Source organism: Acinetobacter sp. (assembly GCF_036666595.1).
Classification (GTDB): domain Bacteria; phylum Pseudomonadota; class Gammaproteobacteria; order Pseudomonadales; family Moraxellaceae; genus Acinetobacter.
This window is the reverse complement of the sequence record NZ_JAVWVO010000003.1, coordinates 169,346-189,279: the sequence shown is the minus strand read 5'-3', so window position 1 is coordinate 189,279 and position 19,934 is coordinate 169,346. Positions and strand designations below refer to the sequence as shown.

At 41.6% G+C, this 19,934-nt stretch carries 15 protein-coding genes; 1 reads left to right on the top strand and 14 read right to left on the bottom strand.

The window, feature by feature from the left end:
- Positions 1–3 precede the first annotated feature (3 nt).
- Positions 4–846 carry a universal stress protein gene (locus tag RR876_RS06085; RefSeq protein ID WP_004696353.1) on the top strand — a complete coding sequence of 281 codons (843 nt, stop codon included), beginning with the start codon at positions 4–6 and terminating at the stop codon, positions 844–846.
- Between the two features lie 141 nt (positions 847–987).
- Here the strand turns inward: RR876_RS06085 and RR876_RS06080 are convergent, their stop codons facing one another.
- From RR876_RS06080 to purD, 14 genes are all read right to left on the bottom strand, one after another.
- A complete protein-coding gene (locus RR876_RS06080) occupies positions 988–1,653 on the bottom strand; it encodes an O-methyltransferase (RefSeq protein WP_332476831.1) in 666 nt (221 codons plus the stop codon).
- 132 nt (positions 1,654–1,785) lie between these two features.
- Positions 1,786–2,505 (bottom strand): D-Ala-D-Ala carboxypeptidase family metallohydrolase, encoded by a 720-nt coding sequence (locus RR876_RS06075; protein WP_332476830.1) that lies wholly within the window; start codon positions 2,503–2,505, stop codon positions 1,786–1,788.
- Positions 2,506–2,637: 132 nt separating this feature from the next.
- Positions 2,638–2,961, bottom strand: coding sequence for a ferredoxin FdxA (gene fdxA, locus RR876_RS06070; protein ID WP_332476829.1), 324 nt, complete (start codon positions 2,959–2,961; stop codon positions 2,638–2,640).
- 207 nt (positions 2,962–3,168) lie between these two features.
- On the bottom strand, positions 3,169–5,802 hold the full coding sequence (mutS, locus tag RR876_RS06065) for a DNA mismatch repair protein MutS (RefSeq protein WP_332476828.1): 2,634 nt from the start codon (positions 5,800–5,802) through the stop codon (positions 3,169–3,171).
- Between the two features lie 252 nt (positions 5,803–6,054).
- Positions 6,055–8,061, bottom strand: a complete 2,007-nt coding sequence (locus tag RR876_RS06060; RefSeq protein WP_332476827.1) for an alpha/beta hydrolase — start codon at positions 8,059–8,061, stop codon at positions 6,055–6,057.
- Positions 8,062–8,193: 132 nt separating this feature from the next.
- Positions 8,194–9,096, bottom strand: a complete 903-nt coding sequence (locus RR876_RS06055) for a hypothetical protein (protein WP_332476826.1) — start codon at positions 9,094–9,096, stop codon at positions 8,194–8,196.
- Positions 9,097–9,219: 123 nt separating this feature from the next.
- The gene (gene cysE, locus RR876_RS06050; RefSeq protein WP_004696365.1) at positions 9,220–10,029 is read right to left on the bottom strand and encodes a serine O-acetyltransferase; all 810 of its coding nucleotides are present in this window, start codon (positions 10,027–10,029) and stop codon (positions 9,220–9,222) included.
- Positions 10,022–10,870, bottom strand: coding sequence for an RNA methyltransferase (locus RR876_RS06045; RefSeq protein ID WP_332476825.1), 849 nt, complete (start codon positions 10,868–10,870; stop codon positions 10,022–10,024). Before RR876_RS06045 ends, cysE begins: the two co-directional genes overlap by 8 nt.
- A gap of 33 nt (positions 10,871–10,903) precedes the next feature.
- Positions 10,904–14,473 (bottom strand): DNA polymerase III subunit alpha, encoded by a 3,570-nt coding sequence (gene dnaE / locus RR876_RS06040; protein ID WP_332476824.1) that lies wholly within the window; start codon positions 14,471–14,473, stop codon positions 10,904–10,906.
- A gap of 185 nt (positions 14,474–14,658) precedes the next feature.
- Positions 14,659–15,288: a hypothetical protein gene (locus RR876_RS06035; RefSeq protein WP_332476823.1), complete on the bottom strand. Its 630-nt coding sequence runs from the start codon at positions 15,286–15,288 to the stop codon at positions 14,659–14,661.
- Positions 15,289–15,374: 86 nt separating this feature from the next.
- Positions 15,375–16,070: a methionine ABC transporter permease gene (locus RR876_RS06030; protein WP_004696373.1), complete on the bottom strand. Its 696-nt coding sequence runs from the start codon at positions 16,068–16,070 to the stop codon at positions 15,375–15,377.
- Positions 16,067–17,092, bottom strand: coding sequence for a methionine ABC transporter ATP-binding protein (locus RR876_RS06025; RefSeq protein ID WP_332476822.1), 1,026 nt, complete (start codon positions 17,090–17,092; stop codon positions 16,067–16,069). Before RR876_RS06025 ends, RR876_RS06030 begins: the two co-directional genes overlap by 4 nt.
- Before the next feature lie 73 nt (positions 17,093–17,165).
- Positions 17,166–18,038 carry a MetQ/NlpA family ABC transporter substrate-binding protein gene (locus tag RR876_RS06020; RefSeq protein WP_332476821.1) on the bottom strand — a complete coding sequence of 291 codons (873 nt, stop codon included), beginning with the start codon at positions 18,036–18,038 and terminating at the stop codon, positions 17,166–17,168.
- Between the two features lie 582 nt (positions 18,039–18,620).
- Positions 18,621–19,904 carry a phosphoribosylamine--glycine ligase gene (gene purD / locus RR876_RS06015; RefSeq protein WP_332476820.1) on the bottom strand — a complete coding sequence of 428 codons (1,284 nt, stop codon included), beginning with the start codon at positions 19,902–19,904 and terminating at the stop codon, positions 18,621–18,623.
- Positions 19,905–19,934 lie beyond the last annotated feature (30 nt).

The following is a 19,934-nucleotide window of genomic DNA, read 5'->3' as shown; positions in this document are numbered from 1 at the left end:
AGAATGAAACGAGTCATTGCATGTATTGATTCTTCCCCTTGTATCAATGCCCTAGCAGAAGCTGCGGCGTGGATTGCAAAACAGACGGGGCGGGAATTGGTCCTTTTACAAGTTTTGGATTATTATCCTGCAAGTTATCACTTAGGTGAAATTAGTGGGGTAATTGGATTTGAAAGCAATGCAATGTTGCTCAAAGAGCTGGCTGAATTAGAGCAAAAACAAAGTGAACTTGCGCTCAGTTACAGCAATAATCTACTCGATCATATTTCGAAACTCATTCTCGAAACGCATGGCCTGCATACGACGCATATTCAAGAAAAAGGTGATTTTCTAGAGCAAAGTTTTAACTTATTGCATGAAGATGACATTGTGGTGATTGGCCGTGTGGGTGAGAAATCGGCTGAACGCAATAAACCATTGGGTAGTAATGTCGAGAACTTTATTCGTGGCGCAAACTGTACCGTCATGACGGTAGGTGATAGCTTTAAGCCACCTACGCGCTTTATCTTTGCTTACGAGTATTCACCGACGTGTGTGAAGATGATGAAACGGATTGCGCAAAGTGATCTACTGCGCCTCTTACAATGCCATTTGGTCTATGTCGGTGACCACCCTGAAATTTTAAGAGAGCCTGAACAATATTTGAAAGATGCAAATTTGGATGTGATTACAGAATATCGTTATGGCGACGTGGCTGAAAATATTCTGGAATACCAAAATGAGCATGGCATACAACTGATTGTGCTCGGTGCATTCAGCCACAGTAAAATTCATCAGTTCTTCTTGGGCAGTATTGCAACCACCATTTTTAGGAATGCCAAAGTTCCCTTACTGGTCGCCCGTTAATTTAGAGTGATTTCTCTAAATTGGAACTGTTTTATCCATAGTTATCCGCATTAATTGTGGATAACTATATGGACAGTAAATGTAAGTTTATAATTTATATAAGCTTAAATTAATCGATTGTTTTTTAATCTAAGTTTTGGCTTATTTTACAATGGCTAAGGCAAAGCCATCATGTCCTTTGCTACCGACCGTTTGAAGTGCGGTGCACGACAAAATTTTCGGATGGTTTTGCATCGCTTTGAACATATCTCGAATCCCTTCAATACTTGGTTTGTGATTTTCAGGATTGATAATATCGCCTGCACGAATCACGTTATCGAGGAAAATCAAAGTACCTGAATGCGATAGGTTCAGGCTTAATTCCAAATACTCTGGGTAGCTTTGTTTATCGGCATCAATAAAAATAAAGTCGAAAGGTTCAATGTCTGTGGGCAGTGATTTAAGGATATCTGCTGCACGTCCACATTTGAGTTCAACCGTTTGTTTGAGCTGAGCTTTGTCGATATTTTCTTGACCCATCGCGGCATGCGTATCACGCCCTTCAATCGTTAAAATATAACCGTCTTCAGGTAAAGCGCGCGCTAACCACATGGTGCTATAGGCAGCAAAAGTGCCGAGCTCTAGTACACGCTTACACTGATTCATTTGAATCAGCATTTGTAAAAGCATGCCTTGGTTCGGTGCAACAGCTAAGTGATCTGGAAAACCATGCTTCTCTGTATTTTCTAAAGTTTGCAGTAGAATGGAGTCTTCAGGAATTAAATGTGCATCGATATAGTTATCAATCTCTGTCCACATTTGTTGCATAGCATGTTCACCTTGGTTGCGATGTGGAGCATTTTAAACTTTTATTTTCAGAGTGCAATTTTTCCGACCATATTTGTTGAAATCAATGCTCAAAAAAAAGAGGTCATATTGACCCCTTTTAATTTTTAAAGATTAGTAACTACACATCGAAGAATTGCGACTGAGGTCTGGGCCCCATGTACGATATCCTTGAGTATCAATGTGAATCTGGCCAGAAGCATATAAACCTAAGCCCATGTTCAAGCTCTGACCATGTTGGGTCCAAAATTGACATAGACGATATTTTGTATTTTCAATATAAGCATAATCTTCGGGTTGCGGGTTTTCAGACCCAATTCGAAAATCGATGGCAGAATTGAATAAGTGGCGTGACGAGTTTGCACCGCCAGCACATTGGTTTAAAGGCAGATCTCGATAAACTGAAGTGACTTCAAAATCGGTCAGTACTTTGGCTGCAACTAAGTATTTAAAAACTTTTAAGGTCGCAATTTGGTTTTTCCAAAGTTCACGGTTTGGAATCATGTACTGTGAACGACCACATTTTTGCCAATCACGCGCTGTTCTGAGCAGTTCAAAGCTTGGGATGATATTTCCCACACCATTGCGTTCAAGAAAAACTTCATACTCACGTACGCGTGCTAGCGTGTCACCGACAGACATCCATGAATTGTAGGTATAAGGAATAATTTTAGGTGGAGCAGGGCGGTCAAAACTAATTTTCTCTTGTGGGATAAAAATACGTTTTCCATCAGGAGTGGTGATGGTCTTGCCTTTGTGAGATGAAGTCGTACAGCCAATCATCACCAAGGGGATTATGCTAACCGCAAATAATCCCTTTAAAAATTTCTTCATTATAGAAATCAAATATTTAAAAAATACGCCTATTATTTTAATCCAAATTTGTGAGGAAAAATTGGAAATATTGCAATCAAATGTGTGTTTTAGGTATAAAAAAAGATCAGCCTATGCTGATCTTTTTCTGGCTTACTTTTCTAAGAATTGTAACTTATCTGCTTTACCGTTCCATTCTTCACGGTCAGCAGGTTGGTCACCAATCTGGGTAATGTTCGGCCAAGTTTGTGATAACTCAGCATTTAGTTCAATAAATACTTCTTGACCTTCTGGCAGTTCATCTTCAGAGAAAATTGCATTTGCTGGACATTCAGGTTCACACAGTGCGCAATCGATACACTCATCTGGATTGATCACTAGAAAGTTTGGACCTTCATAGAAACAGTCTACTGGGCAAACTTCTACGCAGTCTTGATATTTACATTTAATACAATTTTCAGTGACAACAAAGGTCATGGCGAAGGCTACCTAAAAATATGGTTCTAATAACTAATGTGTATTTTAGGCAAAAACAGCACCAACTAACAATTGCTTTTATTGATATTTGTTATATGCACGGCTGTTAAATTTAATAAAAACTGAATATTCTGCTGAAAACGGCTTTTGACAATAAAAAAGACCGTCATTTTGACGGTCTAAATGGGTTACAAAAATAGAAAACCACTATGAATGTAACTGATCTTTCAATGCATAAAGCTGCTGTAAGGCTTCACGTGGACTTAAATTATCGACATCAATACTTTTGAGTAGTTCAAGTGCGGCAGAAGGTTTCTCAATTTCGATTACACGCTCAATAATTTCAAGTTCAGGTGTTTCTATTGCAGCAAACAAATCATTTTGAACGACTTTAGGTTTTTGCAGTTGTTGCTTCTCTAAAATTCTTAGACGATTTTGTGCTTCTTTGATCACACTGGCAGGAATACCCGCCAATTTTGCTACCTGTAAGCCGTGACTTTGGCTCGCTGGCCCATGTTGGACTTTATGTAACAAAATGAGGTTGCCATTGAGTTCTTTTGCGGTGACATGGTAGTTATCAATAGCAGTTTCTTTGGCCAGCTCGGTCAGTTCAAAGTAGTGTGTGGCAAATAAACATAAACATTTAATGCGTTTGGTTAAGTCAAGTACGCAAGCCCATGCTAAAGATAAACCATCATAAGTACTGGTGCCACGACCAACTTCATCCATCAAAACCAAAGACTGATTGGTTGCATGATGTAGGATTTGCGAGGTCTCGGTCATTTCCACCATAAAGGTCGATTTGCCTGTAGATAGGTCATCTGCAGAACCAATACGGGTAAAGATTCGATCAATAGGACCTAATACTGCCGATTGGGCTGGTACATATGAGCCACAATAGGCCAATAGGCTAATTAAAGCTGTTTGGCGCATAAAGGTTGATTTACCACCCATGTTAGGACCAGTAATAATGGCCATACGGTGGTTGAAATCAAGCGTCGTGTCATTCGGTGTAAATGTGGCCTTATTCAAAGCCTCAACCACTGGATGACGTCCAGCAATAATTTTAACCCCAATTTCTGGACTATACTCAGGACGTGACCAATTGCGTAAGCGAGCCTGATGTGCAAAGTTAGCTAAGAGGTCGATCTGCGCAATAGCACTGCTCATCATTTGTAAATGACCAATGTCGGCGCGGAGTTCATCTAAAAGCATTTCGAACAGCATTTTTTCGCGAGCTAATGCACGGGATTCACTCGAAAGCACCTTGTCTTCAAAGGTTTTTAGCTCAGGGGTGATATAACGCTCAGCATTTTTCAAGGTTTGACGACGAATGTAGTGATCAGGCGCTTGCTCGGCTTGCGCACGGGTCAGTTCAATGTAGTACCCACTGACACGGTTATAGCCAATTTTTAAGGTCGAAATTCCAGTATTTTGACGTTCTTGAATTTCAAGGTCGATCAAGTACTGTCCTGCATGATCTCGGATTTTACGGAGTTCATCGAGTTCATGATCGAAACCTTCCGCTATTACATTTCCATCTCGTAAAAGCACAGGTGGATGTTCAACGATGGCAGACATTAAACGTTGATGTAAGCCATGGAAATCACCCAATTCCTCATTCAATTGGGTAATGAGTGCGGACTGTTTGCTTTGGATCACGGGTTGAATGGCATGACGTAAATAAGGGACTTGCGCACAGGCTTGACGCAGCTGCACTAAGTCACGTGGACGGGCACTGCCTAAAGCCACACGGCTGAGAACACGTTCAATGTCTCCAATTTCTTTTAATACTAAACGGACTGGCGATTCATGGTAACCATCCACAAGGCTTTTGGTGGCATCTAAACGTGCGTCTAAGAGCTTGGTATCACGTAACGGTTGCATCAGCGTACGGCTGAGTAAACGTCCACCCATTGCTGTTTGACAGTCATTGATGAGTTGGAATAATGACGTGCCGTGTTCAAACAGAGGCTCAACCAACTCTAAGTTTCTACGTGTCACAGGATCAAGCGCAATGAAATCACCGCTTTGTTCAAGCTGAATAGAGCGAATATGTGGTAAGGCAGTCTTTTGCGTTTCTTTGGCATAATGAATTAGGGATGCTGCTGCTGCTTTGGCAAGTGGCAAATGGTCAATACCGAAACCAGCTAACGTGGATACAGTAAACTGATCACATAAGGTTTTTTGTGCATTGTTTAAATTAAAGTCGACATTTGGACGGCGTGTTACAGGGCAGTCGAGCAGTTTTTTAATGTGTTCAATGATGTTGGGGTCGACAATATTTTCATCGACCAAAATTTCACTTGGCATGAGGCGAGACAGTTCAATACCGAGTTGTTCAAGTTGAAACTCTTGTTGCTGAACTTTGAATAACCCCGCACTTAAATCTAACAATGCAATACCAATTTCGTTTTGTTGTACGCAAAGCGCCACAAGGTTTGAACTTTGATGTGCAGTCAGTAAGGCATCATCTGTCAGCGTACCCGGTGTAATAATCCGGACAACGCCACGCTCAACAGGGGCCTTACCTGTAACCTCACCAATTTGCTCGCAGATGACGACGGTTTCGCCTTTTTTCACCAAGCGAGCAAGGTAGCCTTCAGCTGCATGGTAAGGAACACCTGCCATAGGGATGGGTTCACCATTGGCTTTGCCACGATGGGTCAGGGTAATCCCGAGAAGTTTAGCGGCCTTGTGTGCATCTTCAAAAAACAGCTCGTAGAAGTCTCCCATACGATAGAACATCAAAGAGTGCGGATGTTGCATTTTGACGCCCATGTACTGTTGCATCATGGGAGTGAGGGTGGACAAATCAGTTATGATTCCCGAATTGCTCATGTAGGTGAAATCCTTAAATCTTTGAAAATGCACAATATAAAAATAGACCGAGCGACACCGCTTACCGTGTGTATTTATGCGCTATGAACAGCTATTGTATGAATGGCAATATCTTAGCAAAATTGAAAACGACTAAACAATAAATCATCTATAAAGCGAACAGTTGTTAAACAGCCAAGTGATTATTGCTGTAGGTGTTAGGCGTAAAGCAAAAATAAAAAAGCCTAAACATCTGTTTAGGCTTTTTAAGATTTAAGGCTTATATAGACCGAGTTCAGTCAGGTGCAACCGTAGGATACGACGTAACTCAAGAACGGCTTCAGGCGTTTCTTGAATAGAATGTCCACCTTTAATAATCTTTTCAGACAATGCACCATCCAGATGCGCACTAGTATAAGGCACAACATCGTCTGTAATGATATTGAGGTCATCACTTTTGGTCGCATTACCCATGATGCTGTGGAATTTAATGCCTTTGTATGGAACGACGTTTTTAGTTAACCGAGTAAAGTTAGAGTTTTTGCTGAGATCACTGGGCCCATTTTGAATAAGCCCATTATCGACATCTTTAATAAACTCTTGTAGGTCAGGGTCACTACTTTGTATGACATCGGTCAGTGCCCCCAAAAACGCACCCGGTAGACGAATGACTTTACGTGCCGCAAGGGTAAACCAGCGGTCAGCAAACTCTGTCCCACGATGTGGCGCTGCCAAGAAAATGGCCCGACTAAAGTTTGGAATCGGTTGAATGTCGAGGCGTGATTTAAACAGAGGGTCATTTTTAAATTGTTGTGCACGTCGATTGGGTAGCAGTTTCATTGCAGCAGGGGTTAAGTCAGCATCGCTCACCAAAAGCCGCGCAATAATACCGCCCATACTATGACCCACTAGCACGGCATCCTTTTTGGCAGGCGCTTTGCTGTCGACCAAATTAAAACTTTGTTGAATGATTGCATAGATTTGAAAACGGCTTTCTAAAATTGGCATATTGGTCGAGTAGAACACTTGCCAGACTTGATAGTGCTCACGTAGTACGGGATCACCCATGACATCATTCGTCAGACGAACCCATGCCTCTGGACTGCTGGCTAGTCCGTGGACGAGTACCACCACTTTTTTATTTGGATTGTAAGGCTCAAGCATGTATAGGTGCGGCATGGTGAGACGTGCGTCACGATCAATCAGTGATAGATACGCGGCTTTGCCTAAGTTGTTCTGTGCTAACCATAAGCCATAAGGTGCAGAAAAGTTTGCAGCAAGAGGATAGCTTTTGCCTGCAATTTTCGCAGATTCAAACTTATAGGGATCATAAGCTGAGATTTCAAACTCAGGGTTGTTTAAGATCTCATCGATACTGGATGCAGAGCGTGGCTGTGCGGTAATGGTTGCCGCCAAATAACGGGCATTGTGAATGTTGGGATTACGACCATTGGTATACTGATAATGCAGTGGATCGACAATATATTTGGCTTTTTCGGGTGAGGTGTCGTTGTGCTCGGGTGGGAGGACAATCAGAAACTCTGAACCAAAACCATCGCGACGTGTGATAGAGCGCAGGCCTGAAAAGTTCATATTGTAAGTTGACATCAGTTGTTCAACTTGACGGTTTTTTAAAAGTGGGTAGTTATCATAATTTATGCGGTAAATACTTTGTCCCACTTTTATTTGATTACCAACTTCTGCTGGTCCATGGCGTAAGCCATAACTATTTACAAGTTTAGCGATAGCTTGGTTATAAAAGTCACGCAGTTGGACTTGTCGGTTATCAAAAATACGGTCTTGCGGGCCACGTTTGGTGTTAAACATGTAGGCATAACTATAGCGAATGCTTTTATCTAGCATGCCGAGTTGTTGATCTAGGCAGCTTTGGTAGTTTTGTTTTTGTAGCGCCTGTTTTTCTTCAGACTGTGTCTTGGCTAAAATACTGACTTTACAGGCAGATGATTTTTCTAATGAAAGTGCTTTAGCGAGATATAGCTCGCTGGCAGTAGAGAGCAGTTGTTCATCTTGAATTTGTGGAATTTGTTTGAGTTCGCTGACACATTCTTCAGGTTGCTCTGAACAGATTTTGGCTTCTCGACCTGTCATAGACAGCACGTTTAGACTCGCTTCACTGAGCTTATCCCGCGTTAAAATACTCTCACGCTCATTGGTAATCGTGACGTTCAGTGATTGATTTTTCACACTGACCACTTGGCAACCACTCAAAAACGAAACGAGAGTGGTCATCATCAAGGTGCTACGGATGTATTTAGGCATAGAAAGCGTCGACTACCGTTTATTCTTTTGAATTTTTTAAATCATACGATAATTCTCGGATTTATCAATTCGCCTAAAATAAAAATAGACCGAAAATTCGGTCTATTTTTATTTACATCATAAGCGATGGAATTATTTTGCAGTATTTAGAACTTGCCAAACATTCCAACGGCCTTGTTTTTCTATTTCATTAATCAAGCGATCCGCAACTTCAGCTTCTTGTGGATATTTCAGCTTGTAGTTTTTCAAAGTCTGCACCGCATTTTTCTTTTGTTCCATCGCGATATAGTTATTTGCGGTCACTAAATAGGCTTCTTGAACACCAGATTTCATTGCTTTATCGAGGTATGGCATCGCTTCGCGTTGACCACCACCTTCAGACAAGGCAAAACCGAACCAGAAGTTTGCTTCAGGGTCTTCTTTATTAATTTTTAAAATACGCTGTGCATAAGCCAAAGACTTGGTGGTATAGACTGAACCGAGGTCTAAATTACGTGCCATAACGCTGGCTTTGAAAGCACGAACCAGTACATCAAAAGAAGCATTGTCTTTCGACGCTAACGTATCGAGCTGTTGTGTCACTTCTTTTAGTTTTAACTCAAAACCTTTACGTTCTTGGCGTTCTGTAAAGCGCGGTGGGTAGTGACGTGCTTTGCCTTCAACTAACTGTAAGAAGTCATCAATTTCAGTAATGTCGACTTCATTGTCGCCCGCCAGTACGGCAAACTTCAACTGACGATCTTTGCTGTTTACGGTTGGGATAATCAGTTTATTAGTGTCTAAAACCAGCTTTTTAGATGGGTCGTCAGAGCGAGTCACTTCCATTTTGGTCACGGGTTGAGCCGCTGCTTTTTTTAAGTTAATTTCAAATGGAGGTGGCGCATCATAATTAAATGGATTGAGTGCATAAAATGGTGCAGTTAATTCAGGCTCTGTAAAAACGATGGTATCGCTATTGTTCTTCGTTGGGTTTGAGCTACACGCTGTTAAAAACGAGACAGCAAGAACAGCAACCGCTAAGGGTTTAAGCATCATAAGGTTCATCCATTCATTATTTTAAGAAGTGGTATAAAAGGCATGTCCGTCAGTCTAAAAAAACTCTGATGAACATGCAAGGTTTGCTATAGGCAGGTTTTCAAAAACTAACACTTTTCATGTTTAGTCATTGGATGGCAGGCTTTGAGCTTCACATTCGCGGCGTACATCTTCCAAAATTTTCAATTCTTCAGCACTAAAGGGTTGTTCATTTTGTTGTTGCTTTTTAAAGGTTGGATCAAGCAAAGACAAACGTTGGCATAGGGTATTCATCCTTTTCTCATTCAGCTGAATACGGTCAAGTAGAACACGCATACCTTCAAGAATTGGATCAGACTGGTCTTGCGTTGCAGCATAAGGTTGGAAACCAATACTTTCTGCATAATCGCGACGACGTGTTTCTGCTTCATCTTTCGGTTTATCTTTAGAAATAAAGCGTGCAGGGTTACCAACTGCTGTGGTGTCGGCTGGAACAGCTTTGGTGACGACTGCATTTGAGCCGACTTTCGCATTTTTACCGACAGTAAAAGGGCCTAAAATTTTAGCACCAGCACCAACCACTACACCGTCTTCTAGTGTCGGGTGACGTTTGCCTTTATTCCATGTGGTTCCACCTAAAGTGACACCGTGATATAGGGTCACATCATCACCAATTTCAGCGGTTTCACCAATCACGACGCCCATACCATGGTCAATAAAAAAACGACGACCAATTTTAGCACCTGGGTGAATTTCAATACCTGTTGCAAAACGGCTAAAAGAAGACAATAAACGTGCTGAGCCTTTACATTCTTTTTTCCATAACTCATGCGCCATACGGTGCATGATCAAGGCATGAATGCCTGGATATGTGGTTAGAACTTCTAAAGTGTTTCGTGCCGCAGGATCGCGCGCGAATACAGCTTGTATATCTTCTTTGAGCTGTTTAAGCATTAGATTGATCCTCTGTTTGATCCGTATTTGACTTTTTCCATGTGCCGTTATTTAAAGCTTGTACACGACTAAAAATACCACGAAGTAAATGATATTCCATACGATCTAATTGTATACGTCCAAAAAGACGACGCAAGCGTAAAGGCAGTAATCGAGGATTTTTTGGATCTAAAAATTCAATCTCGGCCAACATTTTTTCAATGTGCGGGTAGAACTGTTCCATTTGCTCATGGGTGACCAAAGGCTCATCCCACTGCATAGATTCAGTATCTGTTACAGGCATGGTTGCAGCTTCATCTTCACCGCTTTCCACAGCAGCCAGTGTGGCCATACGCATTTCATAACAAATCACTTGAATCGCTTGAGCCACATTCAGTACACCATAGTCTGTATTTACAGGAATGGTGACATGGTAGTTGGCCATGGCCAGTTCTTCGTTGGTCAGTCCACGGTCTTCACGGCCAAATACAACAGCAACGTCTTGCTGATCATTCACCACTGCTGAAATTGATTTTTCAGCCGCAGGGCGTGCGTCTAGCAAAGGCCAAGGAATGGTACGACTACGTGCACTCGTACCAAACACTAAATGGCAGTCTTTGATGGCATCGGCAAGGGTTTCAACGATTTCAATCTGCTCGATTAAATCCGTTGCACCTGCAGCCAAAGCATCAATATTGGGATGCGGATAGGTTTTTGGCGAAACCAAAACCAGTTTTGAGAGTCCCATCGTTTTCATAGCACGCAGTGCGCTACCAATGTTCGCAGGGAGTGTAGTATTGACCATGACAATACGCACATGGGAGAGATGCGCTGAAACAGCGGCATTGTCAAATTGGCTCATGATTTTTCCAATGAATCTTTAAAATTTAAATAATTAAGAGAACTGACCGACTTCAGCTTGATATAAGTCCATGGCATCATCCATGCTCATATCCGCAGGTGGCGGTGGTACATCTATCGGTTTGGCTTCTTCATAGCTCACCGCTTTGGCTGCTTTGGATTTGACTTGATATTCCACATGAAGATTTTCTTTACCAAAATAGTCACGGAGTTTAGAAAGCAGTTCATCCTGCGGTGCCACTTTCCAATTAATCCCTAAGTGTAATTCAGCCGTGGCATACGGGTAGTCCAACAGCAATTGCAGCGGGATGTGATTACACATATCGACATTACAAAAGGGTGCAAGAATATTTTTTAAATCTTGGCTTAGTGTTTTTGTGCTGTGTGTTGGGTCGAGACGAATTTGAATACAGTTGGCCCGTTTTTGACGAATTTCATTCAGCGTAAATGCTTTGGTTAAGCGCCCCATTGGGCGGTCAAAACCTTCACGCTCGTAAATTTCACCCTCAATCACCACCACTTTTTCATTTTGAATGATGTCTTTAAAACGCATAAAGCGTTCATGATTCGCAGAGACTTCAATCCGTGAGGTACCATCATCTAAGGTCACCATCATTCGGTTCGGGAAGTTGGCTACATCAACCACAAGACCAGCAAAAACGGTAGTGACACCGCGACGGGTTGGGGTAAGTTCATTAATTTTGTTCGGAATAAACGCTTTCAACTCAGTGCGATAGACATCGATCGGGTGACCTGTTAAATACAACCCTAGGGTGTCTTTTTCACCTTTGAGACGGACTTCATCTGACCATGGCTTAACAGGTTTGGCAGGTTTACGTTGTACTTCTTCAACCTCCCCAAACAAGTCCATGATGCCTGTTTCACGGTTTGATCGAGCTTGATCCGCCGCTTGTACCGCTTCAGGAAGCTGCGCCATTAGGCTTGAGCGTTCAATACCGAGACAGTCTAAAGCACCTGAGCGAATCAATGCTTCTAAAGTCCGTTTATTGATTTTTTTCAGATCAATACGATGGCAGAAATCAAATAAGTCACGATACGGCCCATCTTGAATACGCGAGTCAATGACCGACTGCATCGCTGCTTCGCCGACGCCTTTAATTGCACCAAGTCCATAAACGATCGTTTTGTCGTCCGAAGCATGGAATTGATAGATAGACATATTGACCGAAGGTGGCAGGACTTCTATATCATTGTGTCGACAGTCATCAATCAAGAACACCACGTTATCGGTGTTTTGCATTTCTGATGACATCACTGCTGCTAAGAATTCAGCTGGATAATGCGCTTTGAGCCATGCCGTTTGATAGGCCACTAAGGCATAAGCTGCAGCATGCGATTTGTTAAAGCCATAACCTGCGAACTTTTCCATATAGTCAAAGATATGGTTGGCAGTGGCTTCATCAATATCTTTCTTCGCTGCACCTTCCGTGAAAATTTGGCGCTGTTTGACCATTTCTTCGGGCTTTTTCTTACCCATCGCACGACGAAGTAAGTCCGCACCACCCAAGCTATAGCCCGCACAATACTGTGCTGCCTGCATTACCTGTTCTTGGTAAACCATAATGCCGTAAGTCGGTTCAAGTACACCTTCAAGTAGGGGATGGAGATATTCAAACTCGCCACCATGCATACGGTGGATAAAGTCTGGAATCAGGTCCATCGGACCCGGACGGTAAAGAGATACGAAGGCGATAATTTCTTCAAATTTGCTTGGACGTGCTTCCTTGAGCATTTTTTTCATGCCCACGGATTCAAACTGGAATACTGCTGTGGTGTTGGCATTGGCAAAGATAAGGTATGCATCTTTGTCGTCAAGCGGAATGAAAGCAATGTCTAAAGGCACATCGAGCTGAATGCGCCTATTGATATTCTTGACGGCATCTTCAATGACCGTTAAGTTACGCAGACCCAAGAAGTCGAACTTCACTAGACCAGCAGATTCAACATCGTCTTTATCGTATTGCGCAACACGGCCTGTACCATCTGCGTCACATAAGACGGCAGAAAAGTCGGTAATTTTAGTTGGGGAAATGACCACGCCACCTGCGTGTTTACCTGTGTTACGGGTAATGCCTTCGAGCTTTAATGCCATTTCCCAAATTTCAGCCGCATCGTCATTGTCAGGGTTGGATGGGTTGGTGACAATGTCTTTAAGTTGTGGCTCTGCTTCAATCGACTCTTCGAGACTTAAACCTAAAGGTTTGGTCGGAATCATTTTTGAGATTCGGTCTGCCAAACCATAGGATTTACCCAAGACACGTGCCACGTCACGAATGGCACCTTTGGCTGCCATGGTACCGAAAGTGGCAATTTGTGATACTGCATCGCGTCCGTATGTACGCGCTACATAGTCAATCACACGATCACGACCAGCAATACAGAAATCGACGTCGAAATCGGGCATTGAAACACGTTCTGGGTTTAAGAAGCGTTCGAAAAGTAGTCCGTATGGGAGAGGATCGAGATCCGTAATTTTTAAGCTGTAGGCAACAAGTGAACCTGCACCTGAACCACGGCCTGGACCAACCGGAACGCCATTACCTTTGGACCATTGGATGAAGTCCATGACAATCAAGAAGTAACCTGGGAAACCCATTTTAAGAATGGTCCCGATTTCATACTCTAAACGATCATCATATTCTTTACGTTTTTCAGGCCAGTATTCATCACGCGTTTCAGGTGGATATAAAAAGTCTAAACGCTCTTCTAAACCTACTTTGGATAAATGTGCAAAGTAGGTGTCGATGGTATGGCCTTCAGGAATAGGGTAGTCAGGCAGGAAATATTTACCTAATTGCAGCGTGACGTTACAACGTTTGGCAATCTGATAAGTATTTTCAATTGCAGATGGAATGTCTGCAAATAATTCCGCCATTTGTTGGCCAGATTTAAAATATTGCTCTGGAGAGTAATTTTTTGGTCGGCGGTTATCCCCTAATACATAACCATCGGCAATACAGACCCGAGCTTCGTGTGCCTCAAAGTCGATTTCTTTCATGAAGTGCACATCGTTGTGTGCAACTACACCAATATTATATTTTTTAGCCAGTTTTAAGGCTTCATAATTGAAGTCATCTTCACCTGAGCGCTCTGTTCGACATAAAGCCAAATAAACACGATTGCCAAATTTTGCAATCCATTCTTCGAGTAAAGGTTCGGCTTTTTGTGGATTCGATGTACAGAGCATTTTGCCGACATCAGATCGCATGCCAAGTAGCGCAATCAGGTCATGGTTTTGTTCTAAAATCCAGTCTTTTGCAACGCAAGGAATATCAAGCTGTTGACCACGGATAAAACCTTCTGAAACCAGTTCGGTTAGATTACGCCAGCCAACATTGCTCATTGCTAATAAAGTCACGCGATGTTCAGCATCATTCAAGCGAACTTCTGAACCCATAATCGGTTTGATGCCATTATCTAAGCATTTACCATAAAATTTTACAGCAGCGTGTAAGTTAGATAAGTCAGTAATGGCAAGGGCTGGCATACCTTCTGCCTTAGCAGCTTTGACTAAATCAGGTATACGTACAATTGATTCTGTGATTGAAAATTCTGTATGAATACCAAGATGTACAAAGTGCATAAGTGAGTCCCTGCAAAAACCGCTGAATAGTTTAACATGCTCTGTTGCGATTCTGAGTGCGATTCAAATGAATTGGCAAAATTTAATAGCACACAGTGTTTGGACTGTTTATTTTATTGTCAGTAAGTTCAAAACGACTTAGAAAAGACAATGTCTGTCGCATTGTTTCTTGGTATAAAAAGCTTTTAACAGGCCATTGCTTGCTGAATGGCAAAGCTGCTTAAACGGCCATTTTTAAAACCAAAGTTGAGATAAGCCGTGTAGGGTGGGGCAAAGTCTTGCGGTTCTTTCAGAAATGCTTTGATTTCATTTGGCTGCAAGAGCAAAACTTGGGCTTGACCTGATGCTGCCATACCTTGTGCACTGTATTTAAAGTCTTGTTTAAACTGCTGTAAAGTATAATTCGGTGTGATCTGAATATTTTGCACGCGTATGTTTTCGCTCATCGCTTGAGTGCTTTTCCAGTCAAGCCAAACACGGCCTTTGGTTTGACCGAGTTGTTTGAAATTCGCTTTGTCTTTATAGAATTTTTCAGCCTGAATCTTGGGATTATCTTCGCTAAAAATCTCAAATTTTAGGGTTTTGGGTTGGGCACTTGTAATACTGTATTCATAGTTGCCTGTACATTCGGCATATTGTTTGCTGGCTTTTCCATTCGGAGGAGCGAGTAATTGACTGACTTGATGTGCTGTCACAGGTGCATTGAGTTCAACCTGATTCACTTTCACACTGGTGACGTAGTTATAGGGATTTGAAGCTGCATGGCTGAGCATCGGCAAAAGACTTAGACTGATCAATAGAGTTGTTATTTTCATCGTTATAGCTTTTAAAAGTTTTGTTTGCCAGATTATATAAAATTGAGACCTGAAAAAAAGCTCCCAATATTGAGAGCTTAATTTTGTTAGCGTAGTTTAGACAGCCAATCGCCAACGGATTGTACAATTTGCACCATGATCAACAGCACAATCACTGTGAGTATCACGACACTAGTGTCAAAACGTTGATAACCATAAGATATAGCAAGGTCACCAATACCGCCTGCACCCACGGCCCCGGCCATCGCGGTTGCACCAATTAAGCTAATCGTGGCTGTGGTTAAGTTTAAAATCAATGAACTGCGTGCTTCAGGCAGAATAAATTTGAAGATGATTTGTAGTGGCGTTGCACCCATTGCTTGTGCAGATTCGATAATCCCCTCATTCACTTCAAGTAATGAAGTTTCCACCAAACGACCAATGTATGGTCCAACATAAATGGTGAGCGGAACAATCGCAGCCCACGTGCCAATCGATGTGCCGACGATGAGTTTGGTCAAAGGTAAAACCGCAATCAGCAAAATAATAAAGGGCAGAGAGCGTAGAGCATTCACAATCGGGTTCAGGCTGTGATAAATCGCTTTGTTGGGCAAAATACCATCAGGACGTGTGACCAATAAAATGATGGCCTGAATAAAGCCCCAAATACAGCCGAACAGCATTGCAAAAAACACCATATGAAATGTTTCTTGCAAAGCAGTAATAAACTGATCAATCGATAAAGAGCTTTTCCAAAAAGGTGCTGTGATTTGAGTTAACCACTGGACAATTAAATCTCTCATGCCAGCTCTCCTGATTGTTCAACAGCCACACCATGTTGTTTTAAAAACGCAACCGCTTCAGCGATCAGGCTTTCATCGCCCAAGAGCTGAACAAACATTTGCCCAATCACATGGCCATCAATTTCAATCATGTTGGCAAACAGGATATTGAGACTAATATCAAACTGTTTAATTAAGTTTTGAATTACGGTTTCGTGTGCAGAGTTACCAAGAAATTGTAAGCGGTAAATACTATGATGATGCTTATGTTCGAGGTTATTCAGAAGCTTAATAGGTAACTGTTGATGCAAAATCGTTTGAATAAAATTCTGTGTTGTTGCATGTTGTGGGCGACTAAATAAGTCCACCGTTTTCCCAGTTTCAACCACTTTGCCGAGTTCCATCACGGCCACATGTGAGCAGATGCTTTGAATCACATCCATTTCATGTGTCACCATGACGATGGTAATACCTTGCTCTTGATTGATTTTTTTGAGCAAGTCCAAGACCGACTTGGTAGTTTGTGGGTCTAGTGCAGAAGTCGCTTCGTCACAAAGTAATATTTTAGGATGGTTGGCAAGTGCACGTGCAATACCGACACGCTGTTTTTGACCACCCGAGAGCTCGTCTGGATAAGCTTCTTTTTTGTGTTTGAGATCAATAAACTCAAGTAGCTCATTCAAACGCTTTTCACGTTCAGCTTTGCTATAACCCAAAAGTTTCATGGGCATTTCAATATTGGCTGCAACGGTTTTGGTTTGCAGTAAATTAAAATGCTGGAAAATCATGCCAATATTTGCACGTTCTTGACGTAATGCTTTTGCATCTAATGCAGTAAAGTCTTTTTGATTGATAATCACTTGGCCTTCGGTTGGGCGTTCAAGTAAATTGATCAAACGAATGAGGGTACTTTTACCTGCACCACTATAGCCAATAACGCCAAAAATACTGCCTTCTGGAATGTCCAAATTGATTTGGTCCAGTGCAGGAATGGTTTGGCCTTTCAGCTGATAGTGCTTTGAAATGTTTTTAAATTGAATCATATCGTCAAAAACTACACAAAAATGAAAAAACAGGCAAAGAGACTTTGCCTGTTTCGTTGATTTGATTATATTACTATTTAGCTTGAGTAAGGTAGCTTACTGGCTTGTTCACATCAATTTTTGTGCCGCCAAAATGTTCTTGAACATATTTGCCGACTGCAGCGACATGGTAAAGCTCACCGACTTTTTTCAGTACAGGGTCATTTTGACGCGCTTCAGCTACAGCAAGAACGTTTACGTTCATTTTTGTGGTTTGATCGATAGGCTCATAGTAAATCGCATCTTTCAATACGTTTAGACCACCTTCCATTGCAAGGGTATTACCCAAAACAATGGCATCAACCTCGTCTTTCACACGTACAGCCGTTGCCATTTGAATAGGCTTGATAACGAGAGCTTTGTTGTTTTCAACGATGTCTTTAGATGTGCCTTTCACGAAGTCAAAGTCATTTTTTAACTTCACTAGACCCGCAGATTGTAATAATAACAATGCACGTGATTCGTTCGCACCATCATTTGGAATCGCAATCGTTGCACCATTTTTAAATTCAACCAGTGTTTTTACTTTGCTTGAATAGATGCCCATTGGCTCTAGATATGTGGTTGAAAGTGGAGCAATCTTCGCTGTGTTCGCTTCGTTGTATGCCACAAGGTAAGCATAAGATTGGAATGCGTTGACATCGACTTCATTGTTTGCAACAGCGGTGTTCATTGCAACATAGTCAGTGAAGTTTTTAATGTCTAACTTTAAGCCAGCTGCTTTAGTTTCTGGCAAAGTTGCAATGTGGCGCCAAATATCAGCATCAGAACCAGTCGATGCGATAGTTACTGTTTGTTCAGTTGCCGCTGTATCCGTTTTAGCCGCATCTGTTGCAGGTGCTTCAGGTTTGCTACAACCAGTTAAAGCAACAGATAAACCCAGCGCAATTCCTAGAATTTTTTTCATTTTTTCTTCCCGAGTAAGCATCTAAACGAGGCTTAACTTAGCTGAACAATAGAGAGATCAATTGATTTTAAATCAGGCATTTCTGATTTGTTGCATATGACTGTAATGTGAGTTTTGAAAGCGTGCAATTCGATATCAGTCGAATATGTGCTTTCACTTTGGAAAAGATTAACTTTTTCAACTCACTAGAAACATCTCTGCTCAATCGTTAAATTTTGCACATCATATCAACAAAGTAATATTCGATATAGAGCATAAAAGTTCAATACTTATCTTATTTAAAGATTAGTAGTTTGCGTATTGTTTTTAATTTTATAATGAAAACAATATATTATTTTTAATTAATCTATTTAAAAATAATAATTTGCATAAATTTTGTGCTTTATAAGATTTTATCTAAACTAAATACAAAAAATAGATATAATGAGTATAAAGTGCAAAAAGTATGTCTCAGAGTACAGGATGAATATAGCTCTATCTTTAGAAATTAATTTATATTCATAAGGATATATTTAAAAAAGCTTCGCAGCGGTTTGCAATAAAAAAACCCGCATTTAGCGGGTTTTTAAAGTATGAATGTTTTTAAGCATTTTCACGCGCAATAGCACGATAACCAATGTCTGTACGATATTGCATACCCGTAAATGTAACTTGACCACAAACTTCTAAAGCATTGACTTGCGCTTCAAGTACGGTATCACCAAGAGCTGTGACACATAAAACACGGCCACCTGCAGTCAAGATGTGACCGTCGGCTCTCATTGTTGTGCCCGCATGGAAGATTTTTGTGTTTTCAGGAGATTGACCAAGACCAGAGATTACGTCACCTTGACGAACAGTTTCTGGGTAGCCTTCTGCTGCAAGAACAATACCAATTGATTTGCGTTCATCCCATTCAGCTTCTGCTGGAAGATTACCTGCAATACCAGCTTCAACCAGATCAACCAATGATGATTTTAAACGCATCATAATCGGCTGAGTTTCAGGGTCACCAAAACGACAGTTAAATTCGATTACACGAGGTTGACCTTGTTCATCAATCATGAGGCCTGCATATAAGAAGCCTGTGTAAACATGACCATCTTTTTTCATGCCTTCCACAGTTGGACGCATAACTTCAGTCATTGCACGCTCAAATACTTCAGCTGTAACCACTGGAGCAGGTGAGTATGCGCCCATACCGCCCGTGTTTGGACCTTGGTCGCCTTCAAAAATGCGTTTATGATCTTGCGAAGTTGCCATTGGTAAAATGTTGTCGCCATCAATCATACAAATGAAAGACGCTTCTTCACCCGCAAGGAACTGTTCAATCACAACACGTGAACCAGCATCGCCAAACTTGTTGCCTGCCAACATGTCATCAATTGCATCAAAAGCTTCTTGATTGGTCATGGCTACAATCACGCCTTTACCCGCAGCAAGACCATCAGCCTTGATCACGATTGGCGCGCCATTTTTTTCAACAAAAGCTTTCGCTGCATCGACTTCAGTAAATACATCGTAGAACGCGGTAGGAATGTTGTGGCGTTTTAAGAAGTGCTTAGCAAAAGCTTTCGAGCCTTCTAGTTGGGCAGCAAATTGAGTTGGGCCCCAAATTTGAAGCTCTGCCGCGCGGCAAGCATCCACTACACCATTTACCAGCGGTGCTTCTGGACCCACAATAATCAAATCTACTGCATTGTTTTTTGCAAAGTCGATAATTGCAGCATTGTCTAAAATGTTGAGTGCAACATTTTCACATTTGTTTTCTGTCGCAGTTCCTGCGTTGCCTGGTGCAACAAAAACTTTTGCAACTTTTTCATCTTGCGCGATTTTCCATGCCAACGCATGTTCACGACCGCCATTACCCAAAACTAAAATGTTCATCGGTTCATACTCCATGAATCGAAATGACAT

Coding starts and splice junctions, on each gene's coding strand:
- RR876_RS06045 (WP_332476825.1), bottom strand. CDS start 10,870: ATGAGCCAATTTGACAATGCCGCTGTTTCAGCGCATCTCTCCCATGTG.
- RR876_RS06035 (WP_332476823.1), bottom strand. CDS start 15,288: ATGAAAATAACAACTCTATTGATCAGTCTAAGTCTTTTGCCGATGCTC.
- dnaE (WP_332476824.1), bottom strand. CDS start 14,473: ATGCACTTTGTACATCTTGGTATTCATACAGAATTTTCAATCACAGAA.
- RR876_RS06055 (WP_332476826.1), bottom strand. CDS start 9,096: ATGATGCTTAAACCCTTAGCGGTTGCTGTTCTTGCTGTCTCGTTTTTA.
- RR876_RS06085 (WP_004696353.1), top strand. CDS start 4: ATGAAACGAGTCATTGCATGTATTGATTCTTCCCCTTGTATCAATGCC.
- purD (WP_332476820.1), bottom strand. CDS start 19,904: ATGAACATTTTAGTTTTGGGTAATGGCGGTCGTGAACATGCGTTGGCA.
- cysE (WP_004696365.1), bottom strand. CDS start 10,029: ATGCTTAAACAGCTCAAAGAAGATATACAAGCTGTATTCGCGCGCGAT.
- fdxA (WP_332476829.1), bottom strand. CDS start 2,961: ATGACCTTTGTTGTCACTGAAAATTGTATTAAATGTAAATATCAAGAC.
- mutS (WP_332476828.1), bottom strand. CDS start 5,802: ATGAGCAATTCGGGAATCATAACTGATTTGTCCACCCTCACTCCCATG.
- RR876_RS06080 (WP_332476831.1), bottom strand. CDS start 1,653: ATGCAACAAATGTGGACAGAGATTGATAACTATATCGATGCACATTTA.
- RR876_RS06075 (WP_332476830.1), bottom strand. CDS start 2,505: ATGAAGAAATTTTTAAAGGGATTATTTGCGGTTAGCATAATCCCCTTG.
- RR876_RS06025 (WP_332476822.1), bottom strand. CDS start 17,092: ATGATTCAATTTAAAAACATTTCAAAGCACTATCAGCTGAAAGGCCAA.
- RR876_RS06020 (WP_332476821.1), bottom strand. CDS start 18,038: ATGAAAAAAATTCTAGGAATTGCGCTGGGTTTATCTGTTGCTTTAACT.
- RR876_RS06030 (WP_004696373.1), bottom strand. CDS start 16,070: ATGAGAGATTTAATTGTCCAGTGGTTAACTCAAATCACAGCACCTTTT.
- RR876_RS06060 (WP_332476827.1), bottom strand. CDS start 8,061: ATGCCTAAATACATCCGTAGCACCTTGATGATGACCACTCTCGTTTCG.